16 protein-coding genes are annotated in these 19045 nt (G+C 44.3%); 6 read left to right on the top strand and 10 right to left on the bottom strand.

Annotation, left to right across the window (positions count from 1 at the left end):
- Positions 1–1317 carry a 4-aminobutyrate--2-oxoglutarate transaminase gene (gene gabT / locus NSQ34_RS02135; RefSeq protein ID WP_254001571.1) on the bottom strand — a complete coding sequence of 439 codons (1317 nt, stop codon included), beginning with the start codon at positions 1315–1317 and terminating at the stop codon, positions 1–3.
- Positions 1318–1426: 109 nt separating this feature from the next.
- Here gabT and NSQ34_RS02130 point away from each other — a divergent pair, with 109 nt between their 5' ends.
- Complete coding sequence (locus tag NSQ34_RS02130) at positions 1427–2851, top strand: PLP-dependent aminotransferase family protein (protein WP_254001570.1); 1425 nt, start codon at positions 1427–1429, stop codon at positions 2849–2851.
- A 31-nt stretch (positions 2852–2882) separates the two neighbouring features.
- Here the strand turns inward: NSQ34_RS02130 and NSQ34_RS02125 are convergent, their stop codons facing one another.
- On the bottom strand, positions 2883–3194 hold the full coding sequence (locus tag NSQ34_RS02125) for a metalloregulator ArsR/SmtB family transcription factor (RefSeq protein ID WP_034283858.1): 312 nt from the start codon (positions 3192–3194) through the stop codon (positions 2883–2885).
- Positions 3195–3511: 317 nt separating this feature from the next.
- Here NSQ34_RS02125 and NSQ34_RS02120 point away from each other — a divergent pair, with 317 nt between their 5' ends.
- The 4 genes from NSQ34_RS02120 (at position 3512) to NSQ34_RS02105 (ending at position 8391) form a co-directional block, all read left to right on the top strand.
- Entirely contained in the window at positions 3512–4378 is an 867-nt protein-coding gene (locus tag NSQ34_RS02120; RefSeq protein ID WP_231293950.1) for a TetR/AcrR family transcriptional regulator, read from the top strand.
- A 16-nt stretch (positions 4379–4394) separates the two neighbouring features.
- The gene (locus tag NSQ34_RS02115; RefSeq protein WP_046313897.1) at positions 4395–5831 is read left to right on the top strand and encodes an MDR family MFS transporter; all 1437 of its coding nucleotides are present in this window, start codon (positions 4395–4397) and stop codon (positions 5829–5831) included.
- 174 nt (positions 5832–6005) lie between these two features.
- Positions 6006–7382, top strand: coding sequence for an aspartate kinase (locus tag NSQ34_RS02110; RefSeq protein WP_034283784.1), 1377 nt, complete (start codon positions 6006–6008; stop codon positions 7380–7382).
- A gap of 163 nt (positions 7383–7545) precedes the next feature.
- The gene (locus NSQ34_RS02105; protein ID WP_034283782.1) at positions 7546–8391 is read left to right on the top strand and encodes a GAF domain-containing protein; all 846 of its coding nucleotides are present in this window, start codon (positions 7546–7548) and stop codon (positions 8389–8391) included.
- 257 nt (positions 8392–8648) lie between these two features.
- On the opposite strand, the gene NSQ34_RS02100 is transcribed toward NSQ34_RS02105, so the two are convergent.
- From NSQ34_RS02100 to NSQ34_RS02065, 8 genes are all read right to left on the bottom strand, one after another.
- A complete protein-coding gene (locus tag NSQ34_RS02100) occupies positions 8649–9983 on the bottom strand; it encodes an MmgE/PrpD family protein (protein WP_176967319.1) in 1335 nt (444 codons plus the stop codon).
- Positions 9974–11131 (bottom strand): amidohydrolase, encoded by a 1158-nt coding sequence (locus tag NSQ34_RS02095; protein WP_284384676.1) that lies wholly within the window; start codon positions 11129–11131, stop codon positions 9974–9976. Before NSQ34_RS02095 ends, NSQ34_RS02100 begins: the two co-directional genes overlap by 10 nt.
- A 34-nt stretch (positions 11132–11165) precedes the next feature.
- On the bottom strand, positions 11166–11912 hold the full coding sequence (locus tag NSQ34_RS02090; RefSeq protein ID WP_061110644.1) for an amino acid ABC transporter ATP-binding protein: 747 nt from the start codon (positions 11910–11912) through the stop codon (positions 11166–11168).
- Between the two features lie 12 nt (positions 11913–11924).
- Positions 11925–12599: an amino acid ABC transporter permease gene (locus NSQ34_RS02085; protein WP_034283777.1), complete on the bottom strand. Its 675-nt coding sequence runs from the start codon at positions 12597–12599 to the stop codon at positions 11925–11927.
- Between the two features lie 24 nt (positions 12600–12623).
- The gene (locus tag NSQ34_RS02080) at positions 12624–13418 is read right to left on the bottom strand and encodes an amino acid ABC transporter substrate-binding protein (protein WP_061110643.1); all 795 of its coding nucleotides are present in this window, start codon (positions 13416–13418) and stop codon (positions 12624–12626) included.
- A gap of 21 nt (positions 13419–13439) precedes the next feature.
- Complete coding sequence (locus NSQ34_RS02075) at positions 13440–13943, bottom strand: GNAT family N-acetyltransferase (protein WP_024427303.1); 504 nt, start codon at positions 13941–13943, stop codon at positions 13440–13442.
- A gap of 17 nt (positions 13944–13960) precedes the next feature.
- Positions 13961–15286: an LLM class flavin-dependent oxidoreductase gene (locus tag NSQ34_RS02070; RefSeq protein ID WP_061110642.1), complete on the bottom strand. Its 1326-nt coding sequence runs from the start codon at positions 15284–15286 to the stop codon at positions 13961–13963.
- A 195-nt stretch (positions 15287–15481) separates the two neighbouring features.
- Positions 15482–17269: a right-handed parallel beta-helix repeat-containing protein gene (locus NSQ34_RS02065; RefSeq protein WP_098677298.1), complete on the bottom strand. Its 1788-nt coding sequence runs from the start codon at positions 17267–17269 to the stop codon at positions 15482–15484.
- A 263-nt stretch (positions 17270–17532) separates the two neighbouring features.
- On the opposite strand from NSQ34_RS02065, the gene NSQ34_RS02060 reads away from it, so the two are divergent.
- Entirely contained in the window at positions 17533–19026 is a 1494-nt protein-coding gene (locus tag NSQ34_RS02060; protein WP_098677299.1) for a peptide MFS transporter, read from the top strand.
- Positions 19027–19045: the final 19 nt, after the last annotated feature.

The following is a 19045-nucleotide window of genomic DNA, read 5'->3' as shown; positions in this document are numbered from 1 at the left end:
TTAGCGTGCTTTGAAGGCGTCCTCGATGATCCCTAGTCCTTCGTGAAGCAGCTCATCTGTGATGACAAGTGGTGTTAAGAAGCGAATGATATTCCCATTAATCCCTGCCGTTAAAAGAAGCAGCCCGTGCTCATTTGCATATGCTGCAATCGCTGCGGCTCTTTTCTTATCTGGTGTACGCGTTTTTTGATCTTCCACAATTTCAATTGCCGCCATTGCCCCTAACCGGCGGACTTCCCCAATGAATGGATACGCTGTTCTCCATTCATTGGCTTTGTCCTCAATGACTTGTCCAATATGTTCAGATCGTTGATTCAGTTGTTCTGTTTCAATGATATCAAGGACAGCTAGTGCAGCTACACAGCCTAACGGACTTCCTGCATATGTTCCCCCGAGCTCCCCTGGATCTGCCGCATCAAGCATTTCTTTTCTGCCAACGACTCCGCTCAGCGGTAAGCCAGCTGCAAGAGATTTTGACACAGTAATTAAGTCCGGTACCACATCAAAGTGCTCAATCGCAAAGTATTTCCCTGTTCTTGCAAAACCGGTTTGGATTTCATCTGCAACAAAGACAATCCCGTGCTGCTGACAGAAGGAAGCGACATGCTGAACGAAGCGCTTCGATGGCACAATGAATCCGCCCTCCCCTTGGACTGGTTCCATGACCACACAAGCAACGGTTTCTGGTGCAACGGCTGCGACGAAGAATTGATTGAATTGATCAATGATGTACTCGTCGTAAGCAGCATCGCTTAATCCTTCAGGTTTTTGATAGTAATAAGGGTACGGTGCTTGGTACACCTCAGATGCAAATGGCCCGAATCCAAATTTATACGGCTTAACCTTGCTCGTCATGCTCATTGTCATATTCGTTCTGCCGTGAAAACCTCTTGTGAACGACACAACGGCCTGTCTTTTCGTATATTTACGTGCAATTTTCACCGCATTTTCAACAGCTTCTGCACCTGAATTAAGGAAAATGGCTTTCTTATCATGATCCCCTGGTGTGAGATGGCACAGCTTCTCTGCCAATTCGATATACGATTCGTACATCATCACGTTGAATCCTGGGTGAATCAGGCTCTCTGCCTGTGCTTTGACCGCTTCCACGACCTTTGGATGTGAATGTCCTACGTTTAATGTGCCAATGGCGCCTGCAAAATCGATAAATCGGTTCCCATCAATATCGAACAGCTCGGCTCCTTTCCCCTTCGCTGCAAGATGACGGTTGCCATTACTCACGCCTCTTGCGACGTATTGATCTCTTTTCCCCTGCCATTCTTCAGTTGAAAAACGGTTTGTTGTCGTTTGACTCATTGTCATCCATCCCCTTTATATCCTTTTTTATTATTCTGAATATTTTTTGGTATGATAGAAAGTACCAATATCATTTTTTTCATGGTATCAGAGAGGATGGAATGATGAGATGCTGACAATTCAACTAGATCAAACAGGGCAAAACGGATATATTTATCATCAAATTTATACGAAAATTAAAGGGGAAATCTTAAACCGCAACCTTCAGCCGCATGATCAATTACCGTCCAAACGAGAGTTAGCCCATACATTAAACGTCAGCGTTAATTCAGTGAATGGCGCCTATCAGCAGCTGCTTGCCGAGGGATATTTATATTCGGTTGAACGCAAAGGGTTTTTCGTGGAATCACTAGAAACGTTTCATGAATCTGGTCAGCTAAAATCCTCTTCTCTTCCTGTAGATTTAAAGGAAGAACCGATTGCACGAGACGACTGGTATTCCTTTTCACATATCTCCGTCGATACAGCGAACTTTCCATTTAAAAGCTGGCTGAAAAGTGAACAAAAGGCGATCCATCTCCACCAAGATGCCTTCGGTGAGCTTCCGCATCCACAAGGTGTGTATGAGCTGAGGGAAACGATTGCCCGATTGATCGGACTTGCGCGAGGAGTCAAATGCTATCCGGAACAGCTCATTTTAAGTGCAGGCACACAGTCACTGATCCATTCGTTATCAAGCATTCTTCCAGCCGATCAAGTATACGGGCTAGAAAACCCCGGCTACCGCAGGCTCTATCAAATGCTGAAAAACAATCATCACCAAATTGAAACGATTGGCATTGACCAAAAAGGTGTGCGGATGAGCGACATTCATAAACAACAGCCGAATGTGTTGATCATTACCCCTTCACATCAATTTCCAACAGGGGTGATTATGCCGATTTCCCGGCGTATTCAGCTGTTAAACTGGGCAGCTGATCAGCCAGACCGTTATATCATTGAGGATGATTATGACAGTGAATTTAAATATGGCACAGACAGCATTCCGGCGCTGCAAAGTCTTGACCGATATGACAAAGTCATTTATATGGGCACCTTTTCAAAATCATTGCTGCCCGGCTTGCGGCTAAGCTATATGGTGCTGCCTCAGCATTTATTGAGACGCTATAAGGAGGAACAGCATTTTTTCATTCAAACAGCTAATCTTTTTACACAATACACCCTTCTTCATTTTATAAAAGATGGGGCGTATCAACGGCATATTAAACGAATGAATGGTTTATATGAGGAAAAACGGAAGCAGCTCATTGAAGAGCTCAATACGGTTTTTGCTGACAATGTGCGGATTATTGGGGAAAATGCCGGGCTTCATTTTATTGCAGAGTTTCGCTCAAATCGAACGCAGCATGAGATTTTACAGCGAGCGAAAGAAAGAAAGCTGAAAATGTACGGAATGGATCGCTTTACCCTTGATGAGCAATTGCCGGGGCATCAGCCAGGCTTTGTTCCGCTCGTCCTCGGCTTCTCACATATGAAGCAAGAGGATATTCAGCCGGCAGTAAAACGGCTGTATGACGCCATTTTCGGGAAATAAAACAGCCAGCTGCCCTTCACAGACAGCTGGCTTACCACCGCTTTTTATCTATAGCTAGAATCGATGACATGAGTCCAGGAAAAGCGGTCTCGATGTCTTCTTTTCTTAAAGAATAGTAACGGTGCTTCCCGTCAATTCTCACTTTCACGACGCCTGCCTCCCTCAGCACTTTGAAGTGATGGGAAAGCGTGGATTTGGCAATATTCATCTCATACGTGCCGCATGTCCTCTCCCCCGCCTCTGCTAAGCAGCGGACAATTTCTAACCGGATTGGATCAGCCAATGCGTGCAGCACAGAAATCAGTCTCATATCTTCTTTATTTGGATGGTTTGGATTCGTCATACAATAAATGTATCGTATTTTGTGCCAACATACAATCTCATTCACCTGAAGCTGACGGTCAAGTAACGATATGGCTTCACAAACGTCTAAGAGTAATGAGACTGCTTTGAAGAAAGACATTTTGGTCATCGAACTTCACGGCAAAACAAAAATATATGTCGCACATGCGGAAGGATAAAATACCTGTCATGCAGACGGGTATTTTTTTAAGTTCATTTTCTTGTCTTAGGGCATTGGTTTTGTTATCATAGCAAAAGTGACCACTCGGTTTCCATTGTGACCCTATGGTTTTGCCGATTCGGAAAGGACTTATGAAGATGAACGAAAAGCAAGAAGAGATTTTGCGGGTTTCAAAGAAATTATTTTCTCAAAAAGGCTATATGAGTGTCTCCATGCAGTCAATTGCCGATGCCTGTAAAATATCAAAAGCGTCTATTTATAAACTGTTTGATTCAAAGGAAGCTCTTCTATTAGAACTGATTAAATACAATCAGCGCAAAATGAGAGAGATTTCCCGCATCATTCATTCAGAAACGACGCTGTCCAAAAAGGAAAAATTCACAAAGAAGATCAAGCTTGAGCTTGAAGAGTTTAAAGAGAATCATAAATTTTTGAACATGCTGTCCTTTGAAGCTTTTTCTCAGCATTCGCCTATTGTCATTAAACACTTACGCGAGACACGCTCCATTATCATGCAGCGGCACAGAGACATTATTTTGAGCACATATGGTGAATCCGTCGCTCCTTATGTCTGGGATCTCGTGATTGTTCTCAATGGATTAATGAGAGAATTCATCTTAATGCTGGCGATTGAGCACAAGAACATCAAATTAGAAAATGCTGCCGAGATGATTATCGGTGTGATGGACCGTGTATCAAAAAAACCTTGCTCAATTGAGCCTGTGTTAACAGATCAGCTGATGGAATCTTATTTGTTTTCCTCACAGGACGGATATGATGAAGAAAAACTTGTCATCTCGTACTTAACGAAGATCAAACAAGAGCTTCACGCACTGTCAAACGGAGAAGAAAAAGACGATCTCCTCTCTGCGTATGAGCTACTCAATCAAGAATTATCAAAGGATGAACCGAGAACCTTTTTAGTCAGCTCACTGCTCGATTATTTAGGCAAAAACAGCGTTTTATCACAAAACGTGTCACAGCTGAAAAACATCATTTTATAGATAAAGAAGGGATAACATGAACCAATCAACTACATCGTATAATCGATCTGTGATTGTTGGGATTTTCCTCGTTGGGGCATTCGTCGCGATTTTAAACCAAACGCTTCTCATTCCAGCGATCCCGCATATCATGGAAGATTTCAATATTGAGGTCAGCAAAGGACAGTGGCTTACAACAGCCTTTATGCTGACAAACGGGATTCTCATCCCCATTACGGCTTTCCTCATTGAGAAATTTTCAAGCCGTTCTTTAGTTTTAACGGCACTTAGCATCTTTACAGCCGGTACAATTCTTGCTTCATTTGCAACAAATTTCCCGGTGTTACTTGCTGCGCGTATCGTGCAGGCAGCCGGTGCAGGGATTTTAATGCCGCTGATGCAAACGATCTTTTTAACCATTTTCCCGAAAGAAAAACGCGGGCAGGCAATGGGCATGGTCGGACTTGTCATTTCGTTCGCACCTGCACTTGGGCCAACACTTGGCGGCTGGATTGTTGACTCCTTCAGCTGGAAGTTCTTATTCTATATTGTTCTGCCAATCGGTATCATTGATCTCATTCTTGCTTTCTTCTTAATGAAAAATGTGACGCAGCAAAGAGAGACACGTATTGATGTCTTATCTGTCATCTTGTCATCGTTCGGTTTCGGCGGGCTGCTTTATGGATTTTCTAGTGTCGGCACGTATGGATGGACGAGTGCGACTGTTCTCATTTCGCTGATTGTCGGCGCTGTGAGCTTGTTCTTCTTTATCCTGCGCCAGTCGAACTTAACAAGACCGATGCTTGAGTTTGGTGTATTTAAATTTGCGATCTTTAGCTTAACAACCTTCCTTGGGATGCTTGTCTTTGCTTTATTGATTGGTACAGAGACGATTCTGCCGCTTTATACGCAGAATGTCAGAGGGCTGTCTGCACTTGATACAGGGCTTATCTTACTGCCAGGTGCTCTCTTCATGGGACTCCTGTCACCGATTATTGGACGGATTTTTGATAAAGTCGGCGGAAAAGGGCTGGCATTAGGCGGTTTTACGATACTCACCGTTACCACCCTGCCGTTTATGCTGCTCACCCTTGATTCATCAATCGCCCTCATTACGGTCGCCTACACGCTTCGCTTAATTGGGGTTGGGATGATCATGATGCCGTTGACAACCGCAGGTATTAACTCTTTACCGCCTCATTTGATCCCTCATGGGACAGCGATGAATAACACGATGAGACAAATAGGCGGTTCCATTGGAACGGCTGTGCTTGTTTCCATCATGAGCACCTCTGCTGCAAATGCAGAATTGGCCAATCCATTAAAATCGGCCGTTCATGGAATGAATACGTCATTCTTCATTTCTGGTCTGATTGCGGTCATTGGACTCGTCCTCTCCTTTTTCTTAAAGGAAAAAAAACGTGAGAATAAAGTGATGAAGCAGGAACTATCTTCCTCCTCGTCTTCTTCATAAGAAAAAGAGCTCGGCATATGGCCGGCTCTTTTTTCATATACTCATACAATATCGTCCTCTCTGAAAACACATTTGTATTTCTAGTAAAGAAAAACCTTGATAATTTAAGGAAAAGAGTTGATAATAGGAACTATTCAATTTGTGAGAAAATTTTTACTATAGGAGATGTATGCATTGAAGGTCGTTAAATTTGGTGGCAGTTCACTTGCATCTGGCAAGCAGCTGCAAAAGGTATTTGACATTGTAACAGCAGATCCAGCTCGAAAAGCAGTCGTTGTTTCCGCACCAGGAAAACGGCATTCAACGGATACGAAGGTCACCGATCTATTAATTAGCTGCGGCGAACAATATTTACGTTTAGGCGAAGCACATGATTTAAAGGAAGCAGTCATCGAGAGGTATGCCTCAATAGCGGATGAACTCGGATTAGGTCAAGACATTATCGATACCATCAGGCAAGATCTAGACACATTATTACAGGCTGATTCATCCCGCCCTGAGTGCTATCTTGATGCCATTAAAGCAAGCGGTGAAGACAATAACGCTAAGCTCATTGCCGCCTATTTCCGCCACCAGGGTGTTGAAGCTCATTATGTGAATCCAAAGGAAGCTGGTTTGTTTGTGAGCGATGAGCCTGGCCAAGCGCAAGTTCTGCCGGAGTCTTATGATCATTTGTACAAATTAAGAGAGCGCTCTGGCATTATTATATTCCCTGGCTTTTTTGGCTTTAGTCTCGCGGGAGACATCGTCACCTTTTCGCGAAGCGGCTCCGATATTACCGGCTCCATTTTGGCGAACGGTTTGAAGGCAGATGTATATGAAAACTTTACAGATGTCGATGCTGTCTATGCCGTCAATCCAACGATTGTTCATGAACCGAAAGAGATTACAGAGCTGACATACCGGGAAATGCGCGAGCTGTCCTATGCTGGTTTTTCTGTGTTCCATGATGAAGCACTTATTCCTGCCTTCCGTGCAGGTATTCCAGTTCAGATTAAAAACACCAATAACCCTTCAGCAAAAGGGACAAAAATCGTGAATCAGCGGGATCATACAAATGGACCTGTTGTTGGAATTGCCTCAGACAATGGATTTTGCAGCATTTACATTAGCAAATATTTGATGAACAGAGAAGTCGGTTTTGGACGTAAGGTGCTGCAAACACTAGAAGAGTATGGGCTTACGTATGAGCATGTTCCTTCTGGCATTGATGATATGACCATTATTTTACGGCAGGATCAGCTGGAGGAGCAGCATATTGAAGAGGAGCTGCTAGACCGCTTGAAGCTCGTGCTTGATGCAGATGAGGTCGTTTTAGAGCGAAATCTCTCGCTGATTATGGTTGTAGGAGAAGCGATGCGTCATAATGTTGGCACAACAGCAAGAGCGGCAAAGGCGCTGTCAAAAGCGAAGGTCAATATTGAAATGATCAATCAAGGCTCTTCAGAGGTCAGCATGATGTTTGGCGTCAAAGCGGCGCAAGAAAAAGAAGCTGTCCAAGCCTTGTATGAGGAATTTTTCTCCATGTCTACTGTCCCTGTCTCTCTTTAATCAGCAGACTGCCAGATCTTTGGATCGGCAGTCTTTTTCATCTCGACGATCAGAGTGTTTTTGCGCATTAAAGTGTATCTATTTCTTGTTTGATTTTGTATGATAGAGACACATCAACTACACGTTCCGGCCTATGTTCGGAGCTACAAGGAGTCCTAAAACAATGCCTCGTCAACAACTATTAAAACAGTTTCGCAATTTTCATGATGCTTCTACTAGTATTTTAAACATGATGAGTCAATTCATTGATGTGAATACACTGTTTATTGCTAAAAATGATCAAAACACCAATCAGATTGTAAAGGTGCTAAATCATGACGAGCAGCTTCTTGAAGAAGGAGAAGAACTTCCTTACGAAAAAACATTTTGCAAGCTGGCGGTCGATCATCAGGATACACTTGTGATCCCTGACATTTCGAGGGATGACCGTTCTAAATACTTAGAGGTCACGAAACACCTTCAAAGCGGCTCGTTTATTGGGGTTCCCATTGATTTCACAGATGGGACGAACTACGGGACGATTTGCGGACTTGATTTGAGGCCGAAGCAGTTCACAGAAGAGCATGTATATATGTTTGAAACGATGGCTTCTTTATTAAGCTACGTTCTCGAACTAGACCGTGCTAACCGGCAGATTAAGCAATTGTCTGTACCGATCGTACCTGTTGTTGATGGTGTCGCCGTGCTTCCTCTGCTTGGTGATATCGAAGAGACACGTGCTCAGCATATTTTGGAAACCATTTTACAGGAAAGCTACAGGCTGTCGCTCTCTCATTTGGTCATTGATGTATCGGGAACTAAAAGCCTGAATGAACAAAGCATTCAATATTTGGTCAGCTATGCACAAACACTGAGACTTTTAGGAATTTCGGCAGTTTTAACGGGCATTAAGCAAGACCTTGCTTTAAGTGCGATTCAATCCAATATATCGTTTAAAGACATCACCATCCGGAAAGACTTACCACAGGCACTTGCTCATATTGGATTGACGTTTACCAAGAATGAATAAGTTGTGATTTTGTGACTCCATAAAGAAAGGCTCATCTCAATGGATGAGCCTCAGATGATTGACAAAGAGCTAAAATGATCTCTATTTTAGCTCTGTCTTCTTTTCAGTGTGATAGAAAACCTTTGCAGTCTAGGAAGGACGAGTACCGGAGCGGAGCGAATGAAACATTCGTGAGCACCGGCACGCAGGACTGACAACGAATGCGAGGGTTTGTCTACACGCTGAGGCTCATCCCGATGGATGAGCCTCATTCGTGATCATACCAAAAGCTTCAAAAAGGAAGAATCGTTCCCCTCTTCTACTGCCTGCCGCATAAGCTGGGCATGAGAATCGTCTGTCACACTGTTTAATTTTTTCATGATATCATCTGTCGATAGCGCGTGTCCGGGTGCTCCCTGCGGAATATCAACACGTTTGCTGATGGTGGTGCCGTCAGATAAGGTGAGCTTCACAATCGTAAAGCGGCCTTTTGGAACAGCATCGGAATGAGGTACAATCATTTGATCATATCCTCTGCTTACCCGCTTCATCCATGTCCGCATGTCTGATGGAATGGTTTTTTTCGTAAAGGCATCCAGCGTAAGCGTCTGTCCAAACACTGCCAGTGCGATGACGTATTCGACACTGAAACGTCCTTCTTCTCCAGTCAAAGGTGTCTGCTCAATAAGCGCTGCATCTCCGCCTGGCGGGAATATGACATCGATCTGTTTCACCTGCTCCGGCAAGAAAGCCCGCTCTTTCGTTAAAGATTGGATCGCATCTGCTGCATGGTGGGCTGCTGAGCAGAATGGATATACTTTGAACCACAGCCCCGGTGAAACGATACGCCATGTAGAACCATAGCCCTCTAGTAAACGGCTTTCCGCAAGTTCCAGGTCTCCATAGAGTGAAAAAAAACCAAGTGCGCCATCAAGAACCGAGTCATTCCCGCCAAAACCTGAACAAGCTAAGTCCATAGACCAAACGGCTGTTTTAGCAGCTAAGCCGGCTTGTAATGGTTTCATATCAGAGCCAAATTGCTTCCGCATTCCGGCTGATTGCGCTCCGGCAAAGCCGATTGCTTTCATCAGTTCTTCTCGTGTGACCTGCTTCAAATAGCCAATCGCACACACTGCCGCAATGGCTCCGAGTGTTCCTGTATTATGCCAGCCCCGCTCATAATGCGCCTTGCCGATGGATTCGCCAAGTCTTGCCATCACTTCAACACCAGTGATATAGGCAGCTAAAAACCGCTCGCCATACCCTTTGCCGTCTGTCAGCTGTGATAGCAGCGCCGGAATGATGACCGCACTTGGATGTCCTCTCACATCTGAGTGCACATCATCATAATCAAGGGCATGGATGAGGTAGCCGTTCAGCATCGCTGCGGATTGGCGGCTCACCTTCTTTCCTTGTCCAATGACAGGAATCTGAGCGGTTCCGCCTTCCTGTTCAACAACCTGAATCAGCTTCTGAATCCCTTCATCCCCTTTCGCAGCAAGCGCTGATGCCGCAGCGTCTAACAGTGCATTTCTCGCCATTTGAATGGCCCGTTCATCTTGAAGCGGATCAGCAGAAAGCACTGCTTCTGCCAGTTGTTTTGTTAATTCCATGATCGAGACTCCAATGCCCGAACGGCAAGCTCAGCAAAGAAGGCAGCGGAAACTGGAAGTGCGTCTTCATTTAATGTAAACGCAGGGTGATGCCACTCCCTCGTACCACTAGTCCCCATCCATACAAAAAATCCTGGAATGCGTTCTTGATAAAGGGCAAAATCTTCTCCGCCCGGTGACTGCTCTGCCTGCACAACATGTAAGTCAAGCGAGCCAGCCGTTTCTTCAACCACCTTTGTCAGACGCTCATCATTCATGACAGAAGGCAAATAAGGATGCAATCTTACTTCAGCCTCTGCTCCAAATCCTTCTGCAATTCCGCTGACGATTTGTTTCATAAGCTCCGGAATCATCGCTCTTACTTCAGGCTCAAACGTCCGAACGGTTCCTTCCATCTCAACACGGTCGGGTATGACATTCCATGATGTACCGCCTTGGATGCGTGTGATACTGACAACCGCATGATGCAAGGAGCTGATGCGGCGGCTGACGATTTGCTGAAGGGCGCTTGTGATCTGCCCGCTGATGGCAATGGGGTCTACCGTGTGATTTGGAATACCGGCGTGGCCACCCGTTCCTTTAATATCGATTTCAAACCGGTCCACACTCGCCATCAATGCTTTTTCTCTAACGCCAATCGTGCCAACTGGCAGGTCAGGTTTGTTGTGCATACCGAAAATTGCATCGACTCCATCTAAAACGCCTGCCTCTATGACGTGTTTCGCCCCTTGAGCAACTTCCTCAGCCGGCTGGAACAAAATACGGACCGTTCCTTTGATCTCGTGTTTCCGCTCTTTTAATAAAAGAGCCGCACCAAAAATAGAAGCTGTATGGAAATCATGACCGCATGCATGCATTTTACCCGGTACCTTTGAAGAAAATGGTTCGCCAGATGCTTCTTCAATCGGAAGTGCATCAATATCGGCTCTCAGAGCAATCGTCGGTCCCTCTTGTTCTCCCTTGATTTCACAGACAGCACCTGTTTGAAGTGCCGGGATATCAAGCACAGTAATCCCTTCCTCTTCTAACCAGCGGCGCAGTTTCTTTGTCGTTTCATATTCTTCAAACGCCAGCTCTGGATGCTCATGAAGCGCTCGGCGAATATGAATCAAACGTTTGTTTAAATCTTCATTTCCTATTGATTTCACTAGACACTCACCCCTCTAAAGAATAAAAAGCAGCTTATGCTTCTTCAGCCGCTGCTTCTTTTTGGATAAATCGTTTCGTCCGTTCATTCTTCGTTTCATCAAATAGCTCAGTTGGCGTCCCCTGCTCGATAATATGACCATCCGCCATGAAAATCACATGGTCTGCCACTTCTCTTGCAAACGCCATTTCATGTGTGACGATGATCATCGTTGTTTCTTGGATCGCAATGGATTTAATGACTTGAAGCACACCTGAAACAAGCTCTGGATCAAGCGCTGACGTTGGTTCATCCAGCAAAATCGCATGTGGATCAACTGCTAACGCGCGGGCAATCCCAATCCGCTGCTGCTGTCCGCCAGATAACGTGACTGGATAGCTGTCAGCCTTTTGTTCTAACCCTACCTGCTTCAGCAGTTTCATACCGATTTCATTCGCCTGCTGCTTCGTCATTTTTTTCGTCACAAGCAATGATTCTGTTATGTTTTGCAGTGCTGTCTTGTTTTTAAATAAATTATAGTTTTGAAACACCATGGCCGTTTGTTGACGCAGGTGATAGGCTTCTTTACGTGAATATTTGGACGCATCGAGCCTCGCATCGCCAATTTCAATCGTGCCTTCATCAGGCGTTTCTAATAAATTTAAACAGCGCAGCAAGGTGGATTTACCGGAGCCAGAAGGTCCGATAATGGCCACAACCTGCCCTTTTTTCACGTCGAGATTGATTCCGTCTAAGACGACAAGGTCGCCGAATGATTTCTTCAAATTGGTGAGCTTGATCATGTCCACACCTCCTTAATTCCGGTAAGGTTTGCTGATTTTTCGTTCAAACAGGTCCTGCAGGAAGCTATAAATGATCGTCATCACCCAATACACGATCCCTACGGCTAAATAGGTTTCAAAGTATTTATAGTTCGCCGATGCAATCATCTTCCCTTGTGCAAACATTTCTGCCACACCAATCGTAAAGGCAAGAGATGTTTCTTTTAAAAGACCGATAAAGGTATTCCCCGTCGCTGGAATTGCATTTCTGATCGCCTGCGGGAAAATAATTCTAATGTAAGACTGCCATCTTGTCATACCGACAGATAAGCATGCCTCAAGCTGCCCTTCATCCACTGAGTTCAGAGCCGCTCTGAAAATTTCTGCTAAGTATGCTGAGTTTTTAATACTTAATCCGATAATGACCGCTGTTAAAGCATCCATTGAGGTCATCGCAGGGAATAGCTGCGGGAGACCAAAATAAATGAGAAAGAGCTGAACCAAGGTTGGAACCGCTCTGAAGAAAGAAATATACAGCTTGGCAAATTGGTATAAAACAGGTATCCGGTTTTTCGTAATGAGAGCGAATACCACACCAATGATAATGGCAAATACCATGGAGACAATCGCCATGAAGATCGTTATCGGCAAGTATTGAAGCAATGTCGGAAACACCGTCACCATATACTGCCAATCAATTTTGTTCATGTCTGCTCTTCACCGCCGCTGTCGTTATTTTTTAATTGGCACTGTGACATCGTCTTTGAAATATTTCTCAGACAATTTCTTAAGTGTCCCGTCTTCTCTTAATTCTTTGATGGCTTTGTTAAATTCTTCTCTTAGTTTGTCATGCTTTTTATCTTTCGCAAATGGGTAGCCTACTTCTTCATATACAATTGGGTTGCCTACGATTTTCAGCGGCAGACCTGTTTTTTCAATTTGAGCAAGTAATACACTGCGTCCGTTGACATAAGCATCTACGCGGCCATTTGCCACTTCATTTAATACGCCGTCTTGCGTTTCATATGTTTTAATCTTAATTTTCTTGTCCGGGTCTTTGCTCTCTAAGTTTTTAGCATGGTTAGAGCCAAGAACCGCCGCCACTGTTTTTCCTTTTAAATCGTCAAGACCTTTGATGTCGTTGTTGTCTTTTTTCACGATGATTTGTGTTCCTGCGTAAGCGTACGTATCTGTAAAGTTAAATGTTTGTTTACGCTCGTCTGTGATGGCAACTTGGTTTGACACTGTATCGAGCTTACCAGACGTCAGCTGTCCCATCAGTCCGCTGAATTCACTCAGCTGCCAGTCTAGTTTGTAGCCAAGCTTTTTCGCAATGGCTTCTGTTACTTCAACATCGAATCCGACAAGCTTGCCATTGTCTTTATAAGCAAACGGATAGCTTTGTCCTGTAGCGCCTACTTTTAACACTTTTTCGTCTTTGCCTTCACTCTGATTGCCGCCGCCGCAAGCTGCTAAAACTGCCAGCATTGCTGCAAATAGAACGACTAGCCACTTTTTGTTTTTCATGTTTGTATACCCTTCTTCCTCTTATGGTTGTGTGATATCTGATCTTAATTGTTTTTTGAAATAAACCGTGATATGACCTTTGCCTAAATCTTTTTCTCCTGCTCTGACATAGCCTTTACGCTCATACATCTCTATCAGCCATGGATGCTTATCAGCTGTACCGAGCGACACGTACGGCACCTTCAGTGTATCCCTTAGCACTTCGGTTTCCACCCATTCCAGCAAGGCTGAGCCTGTGCCTTTTTTGGCGGCTGGTTCTGAGGCAAACCACCAGATATGAGGGACGCCGAACGGTCCTGGCTGCTCTCCCCAAGGCATACGGAGTGATAAGGTGGATAGAAGCTCTCCGTTTTCTTCCATCACATAGCAAAGATTCTTTTGTACATTTTTCTGAACGAGAGCGAAATCGGCATGTGCTGCTTGGAACTGGATGCCTAGCTCACGAATTGGCTCGTATGCTCTTGTTGTCAGTTCAAGCAGCGCCTCTATATCTGCCTCTGTTGCCAGACGAAACGTGTATCCCAACGTTAGTCACCTCACCCTTATGTCGTGTAGCGATTTTTTGGCTCTGTTAATCCAAGATTTTCTCGTAAGGTTTGTCCTGTGTAATCAGTTTTGAATAAGCCTCGCTCCTGAAGGATTGGGACGACGCGGTCTACGAACACATCCAGCCCTTCTGGCAAGAGCGGCGGCATGACATTAAAGCCGTCTGCTGCTTCTTCACGAAGCCATGTTTCCATCACATCTGCCAGCTGCTGCGGCGTTCCAATGAAAATATTATGACCGCGTGAGCCGGCAACCGATTGATAAAGCTGGCGAATGGTCAGGTTATCCTTTCTCGCCATATTCATCACGAGATCAAAACGGCTTTTCACCGCATTTGTTGTGCTTGGATCAATCTCTGGAAGCGGTCCGTCTAAAGGATACTGAGACAGATCAATTCCGCCTAAGTAATTTTGCAGAATGCTCAGTCCAATCTCAGGAACAATCAGCTCCTGTAATTCTTCATATTTCGCTTGGGCTTCTTCCTCTGTATCAGCAATGATCGGAAAGATACCCGGCATGATGCTGACGTCCTCTCTAGCACGGCCAGCAGCCTCTACTTTCCCCTTCAAGCTTTGATAAAATTCCTTCGCTTTGTCGAGATCGTTTTGTGCAGTGAAAATGAGCTCTGCTGTTTTTGCTGCAAGCTTTTGGCCATCTTCAGAAGATCCTGCTTGAATGATCACGGGCTGCCCTTGCGGCGTACGTGATACGTTGAGAGGACCTCTTACTGAGAAGAACTCACCTTTGTGCTGGAGCTCATGAAGCTTACTAGATTCGAAGAATTCTCCCGTTTCCTTGTTTCTGACAAGGGCGTCTTCCTCCCAAGAATCCCAGAGACCTTTGACGACCTCGACGAACTCTTCTGCCCGCTCATATCGTTTATGGTGTGCTAAATGCTCTTCTCCGCTAAAATTTTTCGCTGTTTCTTCAATAGAAGATGTGACCACATTCCATGCCGCTCTTCCGCCTGATAAATGATCAAGGGAGGCAAACTGCCTTGCAATATGGAAAGGCTCACTGTATGTAGTGGAAGCTGTTGCTGCTAAACCAATGGTTGAAGTAGACTCAGCAATAGATGAAAGTAGCGTGAGCGGTTCAAATCTTGTTAATACGTTCGGATGAGAGGTTTGATTAATGGATAAACTGTCGGCTAAAAAGAGCAAATCCAGCTTTCCTTCCTCTGCCTTTTTCGCTAATTGTTTAAAATAATCTAGATTCATGGCTGCGTCTGGTACTGCATTCGGATGTCTCCAAGAGGCAACGTGATGTCCAGTTCCTGCGATGAATACGCCTAGCTTGAGCTTCCTTTTCGGCTGTGACACTTGTTCTTCATCCTTTCTATATCCTAAATGTATCAAACCGAAGTCCTTAGATACATTTTTCTGATTGAATTAATGGGTTTTATTAATAAAAAAAGGGCAAATGTTGCGAAAAATGAAAAATAATTATTACTATATGCCCTTTTTACAGGATTGTCAACCGCCTTCTGAACCTCCAAAATAAGGGATTTCAAACACTCATGACGGTGTATCAATCTCAATATTTCCGATGAGCCTGTCTGTGGTATGTGTCACCAATTGACTACGCTCCAGCATGTTGTGAGCGATGACAGAATGAGTGGAATTGGCGGTACGGACGGCAATTGCTTTTTGAGGAGAAATATTGATGATGTTATTGCGCAGCACACGGGCTGAGGCGGCCTGGTCAATAAAGATCGCCGTCGGCTGTCCAATCGATCGATTTAAATAGAAACGGTTATCTCCAATTTGTGGTGAACCATTTTTAATATACATCACCACATATAAGGATGTTTCTTCAAAGGAATTATCTTTAATTTCCAATGCCCCCGTCGTGCTGCTGTATACAGCGTAGTTTTGATAGTGCTTAAAGCGATTCTGCCAGATGAAAGCCTTTGCATTTCCAGTGACACTGATCGTATACGAAGAATCTAGCTCCGGGTGTCCTTCTTGAATAAAGTGGTTGCCGTTGAGCCCAGCTTCCCCTTCCTGCACCCAGATTCCTCTGCTGAATTCTTTGAATTGATTGTGCTGGATGAGAATATTCGTTCCTCTCACCACGGCCGCATCGATAACAGAGTAGACCGTATTGTTTGAAAAGACGACACTATCCGATTGATAGATACGCAGCGAGGCGCTTCTTTTTCCGGTATTCGTTCCTGATTCAATATGGTTTCCTTCTATTAGAATACGATTCGCCATATAAACGGACACAGCCGCATCTTCAAAAAGACTAATCTTATTGCCTGTAATGTGAACGCTGTCTCCTCTCACATCAATTCCTTTTTCAAACCCCTCAATCATATTGCCAATAATCATTACATTGTTTTCCGTTTGGCCAAGTGAGACGCCTAAGCTCGTAATCCCTGCTTTTGTCACACCTCCTCCTACTGCACGAATCAAATTGTTGGCAATGATCGTTTCGGTGGAGAAGCCATAGGAGATACTGCTATCTGTATGATTGCCTTCAATGATCACACCATAGCCGTTAAAGTTATAGATGGAGCTTGCAGCACCTCCTCTGACGATGTTGTTGCGAATCTGAATATTCAAAGGCTCCTCCATATTAACGGCATTTTCTCCATAGCCTTCAATATCAATGCCCATTCTGGGCTCGACCCCATTTACTCCTGCTCTTTCCAAGAGACAATCCTCCACAATAACCCCATCACAGCCTGTAATCGAAATATTGTTTCGTCTCGAATCTGTGATGGTGCAGCCAGAAATATCAATAGATGCAGCAGGAGAATAAGGTTCACCCTCTGTCAATAAACCATGGGGACTGACAATGATGCCGTCTCCCGTACAATTTTTTATTTGGACATGATTCACCTCCACATGTGAGGCACCTTCAATACATATCCCAAAGCCCCATTCATGGGTTCTTCGTTCAGCGGGGAGCGGCTTGTATACATGCTCATGACGATCCCCTTCAATACGCCCGCCTCGGATGGTCACATGCTGAACCTTTCCTATATAAAAGGCTGCATACCCCCATGAATCATTTGGTTTTACCTTTATCACAGCGTCTGACGCCATCTCAATGCATATATGACTTGGCACCCGTATACCCGCACCTCGAAAAGGAAAAAATAAATCACCTCTGTACACCGCATCGATTAAATACGTGCCGCTCGGCAGCCAGACATGGGAATACCCCTGTGCTTTTGTCCACTCTAAACATTCATTGAGCTTAGCTGTGCAATCCGTTTTCCCGTCAGCAATTACGCCAAAATCTAGTACATTGACAACAGGTTTTTTTAGATCAGCTTCATTCAATTCCCCCAACCTAAATCACTCCTTTTCACACATGTTCTCTCGTCATCCTATGCATGTGTCAAAGGTTTGCTTGTACATTACTTCAAATTTTAAATAAATTCTTTCGAAATAACTTTCCGATAATTTTCACTTCAATGAATTTTTCATTTTTTTGAGTCTTTACGCCTATTGAACTAACATTTTCCTGTTTTAGAATAGTTTTATATTGACACAAGAACTATACAAGAATATCATTTTTCTCATATCTCTTTTTTTAAGAAAGGATCTATGCCATGTCTACAATTGACCACGATAAAATTGTTAAAAGTGTTCCTCAAAAAGGGTTTTTTGGACATCCTAAAGGACTTTACACACTGTTTTTCACTGAATTTTGGGAGCGTTTCTCCTATTATGGCATGCGTGCACTGCTTATTTATTATATGTACACAGAGGTGACAAAAGGCGGTCTAGGCTTTGATCAGACGACAGCCAATTCGATCATGTCTGTCTACGGTGCGCTTGTCTATATGTCAGGAGTGATTGGCGGATGGCTCGCCGACCGGGTATTTGGATCATCCAGTACGGTCTTTTATGGCGGAGTTTTCATTATGCTTGGCCACGTGATTTTGGCTTTGCCAAGCGGAGCAACAGCGCTCTTTATTAGTATGGGACTGATTATTATCGGGACAGGTCTTCTCAAGCCAAACGTTTCAAACATTGTTGGCGACCTGTATACAAAAACAGACCCGCGCAGGGACTCTGGATTTAGTATTTTCTACATGGGGATCAATATGGGTGGCTTTATCTCTCCATTAATTGTCGGAACACTCGGTCAAAAAGTGAATTTCCACCTCGGGTTCTCACTTGCTGCCGTTGGGATGCTTGTTGGACTCATTACATTTGTGGTCACAAAAAAACCGAACCTTGGTCTTGCCGGCACGTATGTGACCAATCCATTATCAGCTGCCGAACGTAAGAACTTCAAAATTTACGGTTCATTGGTTGTGATTTTGCTTGCGATTTTTGCTGTCATTGGCATTCAAACAGGCGCACTCACAATTAATCTATTCACTTGGTTTGTCAGTGCCCTTGGTGTACTCATTCCAATTGTTTATTTCATTATCATGTATTTCAGTAAAAAGACGAGCGCAGTGGAACAATCCAGGGTTCTCGCTTATATTCCATTGTTCCTTGCTGCCGTGATGTTCTGGGCGATTCAAGAACAGGGCTCAAACATTTTAGCGACATATGCAGATCAACGAACAAACTTGAATTTCCTTGGGATGACACTAGCGTCTTCATGGTTCCAATCATTGAACCCAATCTTTATTGTGCTGCTGTCTCCAGTGTTTGCTTGGTTATGGGTCAGACTTGGGAAGAAACAGCCGTCTACCCCGATTAAGTTCTCACTCGGTCTTTTGTTTGCAGGATTATCCTTCATCATCATGATCATTCCTGCATACATGTCTGGTCCGAACACACTTGTGAGCCCATTATGGCTCGTTTTGAGCTTCTTCCTCGTCGTGATCGGGGAGCTCTGCTTATCACCAGTTGGACTGTCAGCGACAACAAAGCTGGCCCCTGCTGCCTTCTCAGCGCAAACGATGAGCCTTTGGTTCCTTTCAAATGCGATGGCACAGGCGATCAATGCGCAAGTAGTCAAACTGTTTGATAAAGTGCCGGAAACCGTCTATTTCGGTATCATCGGATTCCTTGCCATCGTTTTATGCGTTGTGATGCTATTACTTACACCAGTGATTAAGAAAGCGATGAAAGGCGTTCATTGAATCAAAAAAAGAAGCCTCC

The sequence above is a fragment of the Bacillus sp. FSL P2-0069 genome (genome assembly GCF_038593315.1).
Taxonomy (GTDB): domain Bacteria; phylum Bacillota; class Bacilli; order Bacillales; family Bacillaceae; genus Bacillus; species Bacillus safensis.
This window is presented reverse-complemented; position numbering and strand designations above follow the sequence as displayed.

Bases quoted from the DNA above. Each gene is read 5' to 3' on its own strand.
- NSQ34_RS02115 (WP_046313897.1), top strand. From the start codon at position 4,395: ATGAACCAATCAACTACATCGTATAATCGATCTGTGATTGTTGGGATT.
- NSQ34_RS02130 (WP_254001570.1), top strand. From the start codon at position 1,427: ATGCTGACAATTCAACTAGATCAAACAGGGCAAAACGGATATATTTAT.
- NSQ34_RS02105 (WP_034283782.1), top strand. From the start codon at position 7,546: ATGCCTCGTCAACAACTATTAAAACAGTTTCGCAATTTTCATGATGCT.
- NSQ34_RS02120 (WP_231293950.1), top strand. From the start codon at position 3,512: ATGAACGAAAAGCAAGAAGAGATTTTGCGGGTTTCAAAGAAATTATTT.
- gabT (WP_254001571.1), bottom strand. From the start codon at position 1,317: ATGAGTCAAACGACAACAAACCGTTTTTCAACTGAAGAATGGCAGGGG.
- NSQ34_RS02090 (WP_061110644.1), bottom strand. From the start codon at position 11,912: ATGATCAAGCTCACCAATTTGAAGAAATCATTCGGCGACCTTGTCGTC.
- NSQ34_RS02060 (WP_098677299.1), top strand. From the start codon at position 17,533: ATGTCTACAATTGACCACGATAAAATTGTTAAAAGTGTTCCTCAAAAA.
- NSQ34_RS02080 (WP_061110643.1), bottom strand. From the start codon at position 13,418: ATGAAAAACAAAAAGTGGCTAGTCGTTCTATTTGCAGCAATGCTGGCA.
- NSQ34_RS02100 (WP_176967319.1), bottom strand. From the start codon at position 9,983: ATGGAATTAACAAAACAACTGGCAGAAGCAGTGCTTTCTGCTGATCCG.
- NSQ34_RS02085 (WP_034283777.1), bottom strand. From the start codon at position 12,599: ATGAACAAAATTGATTGGCAGTATATGGTGACGGTGTTTCCGACATTG.
- NSQ34_RS02125 (WP_034283858.1), bottom strand. From the start codon at position 3,194: ATGACGAATCCAAACCATCCAAATAAAGAAGATATGAGACTGATTTCT.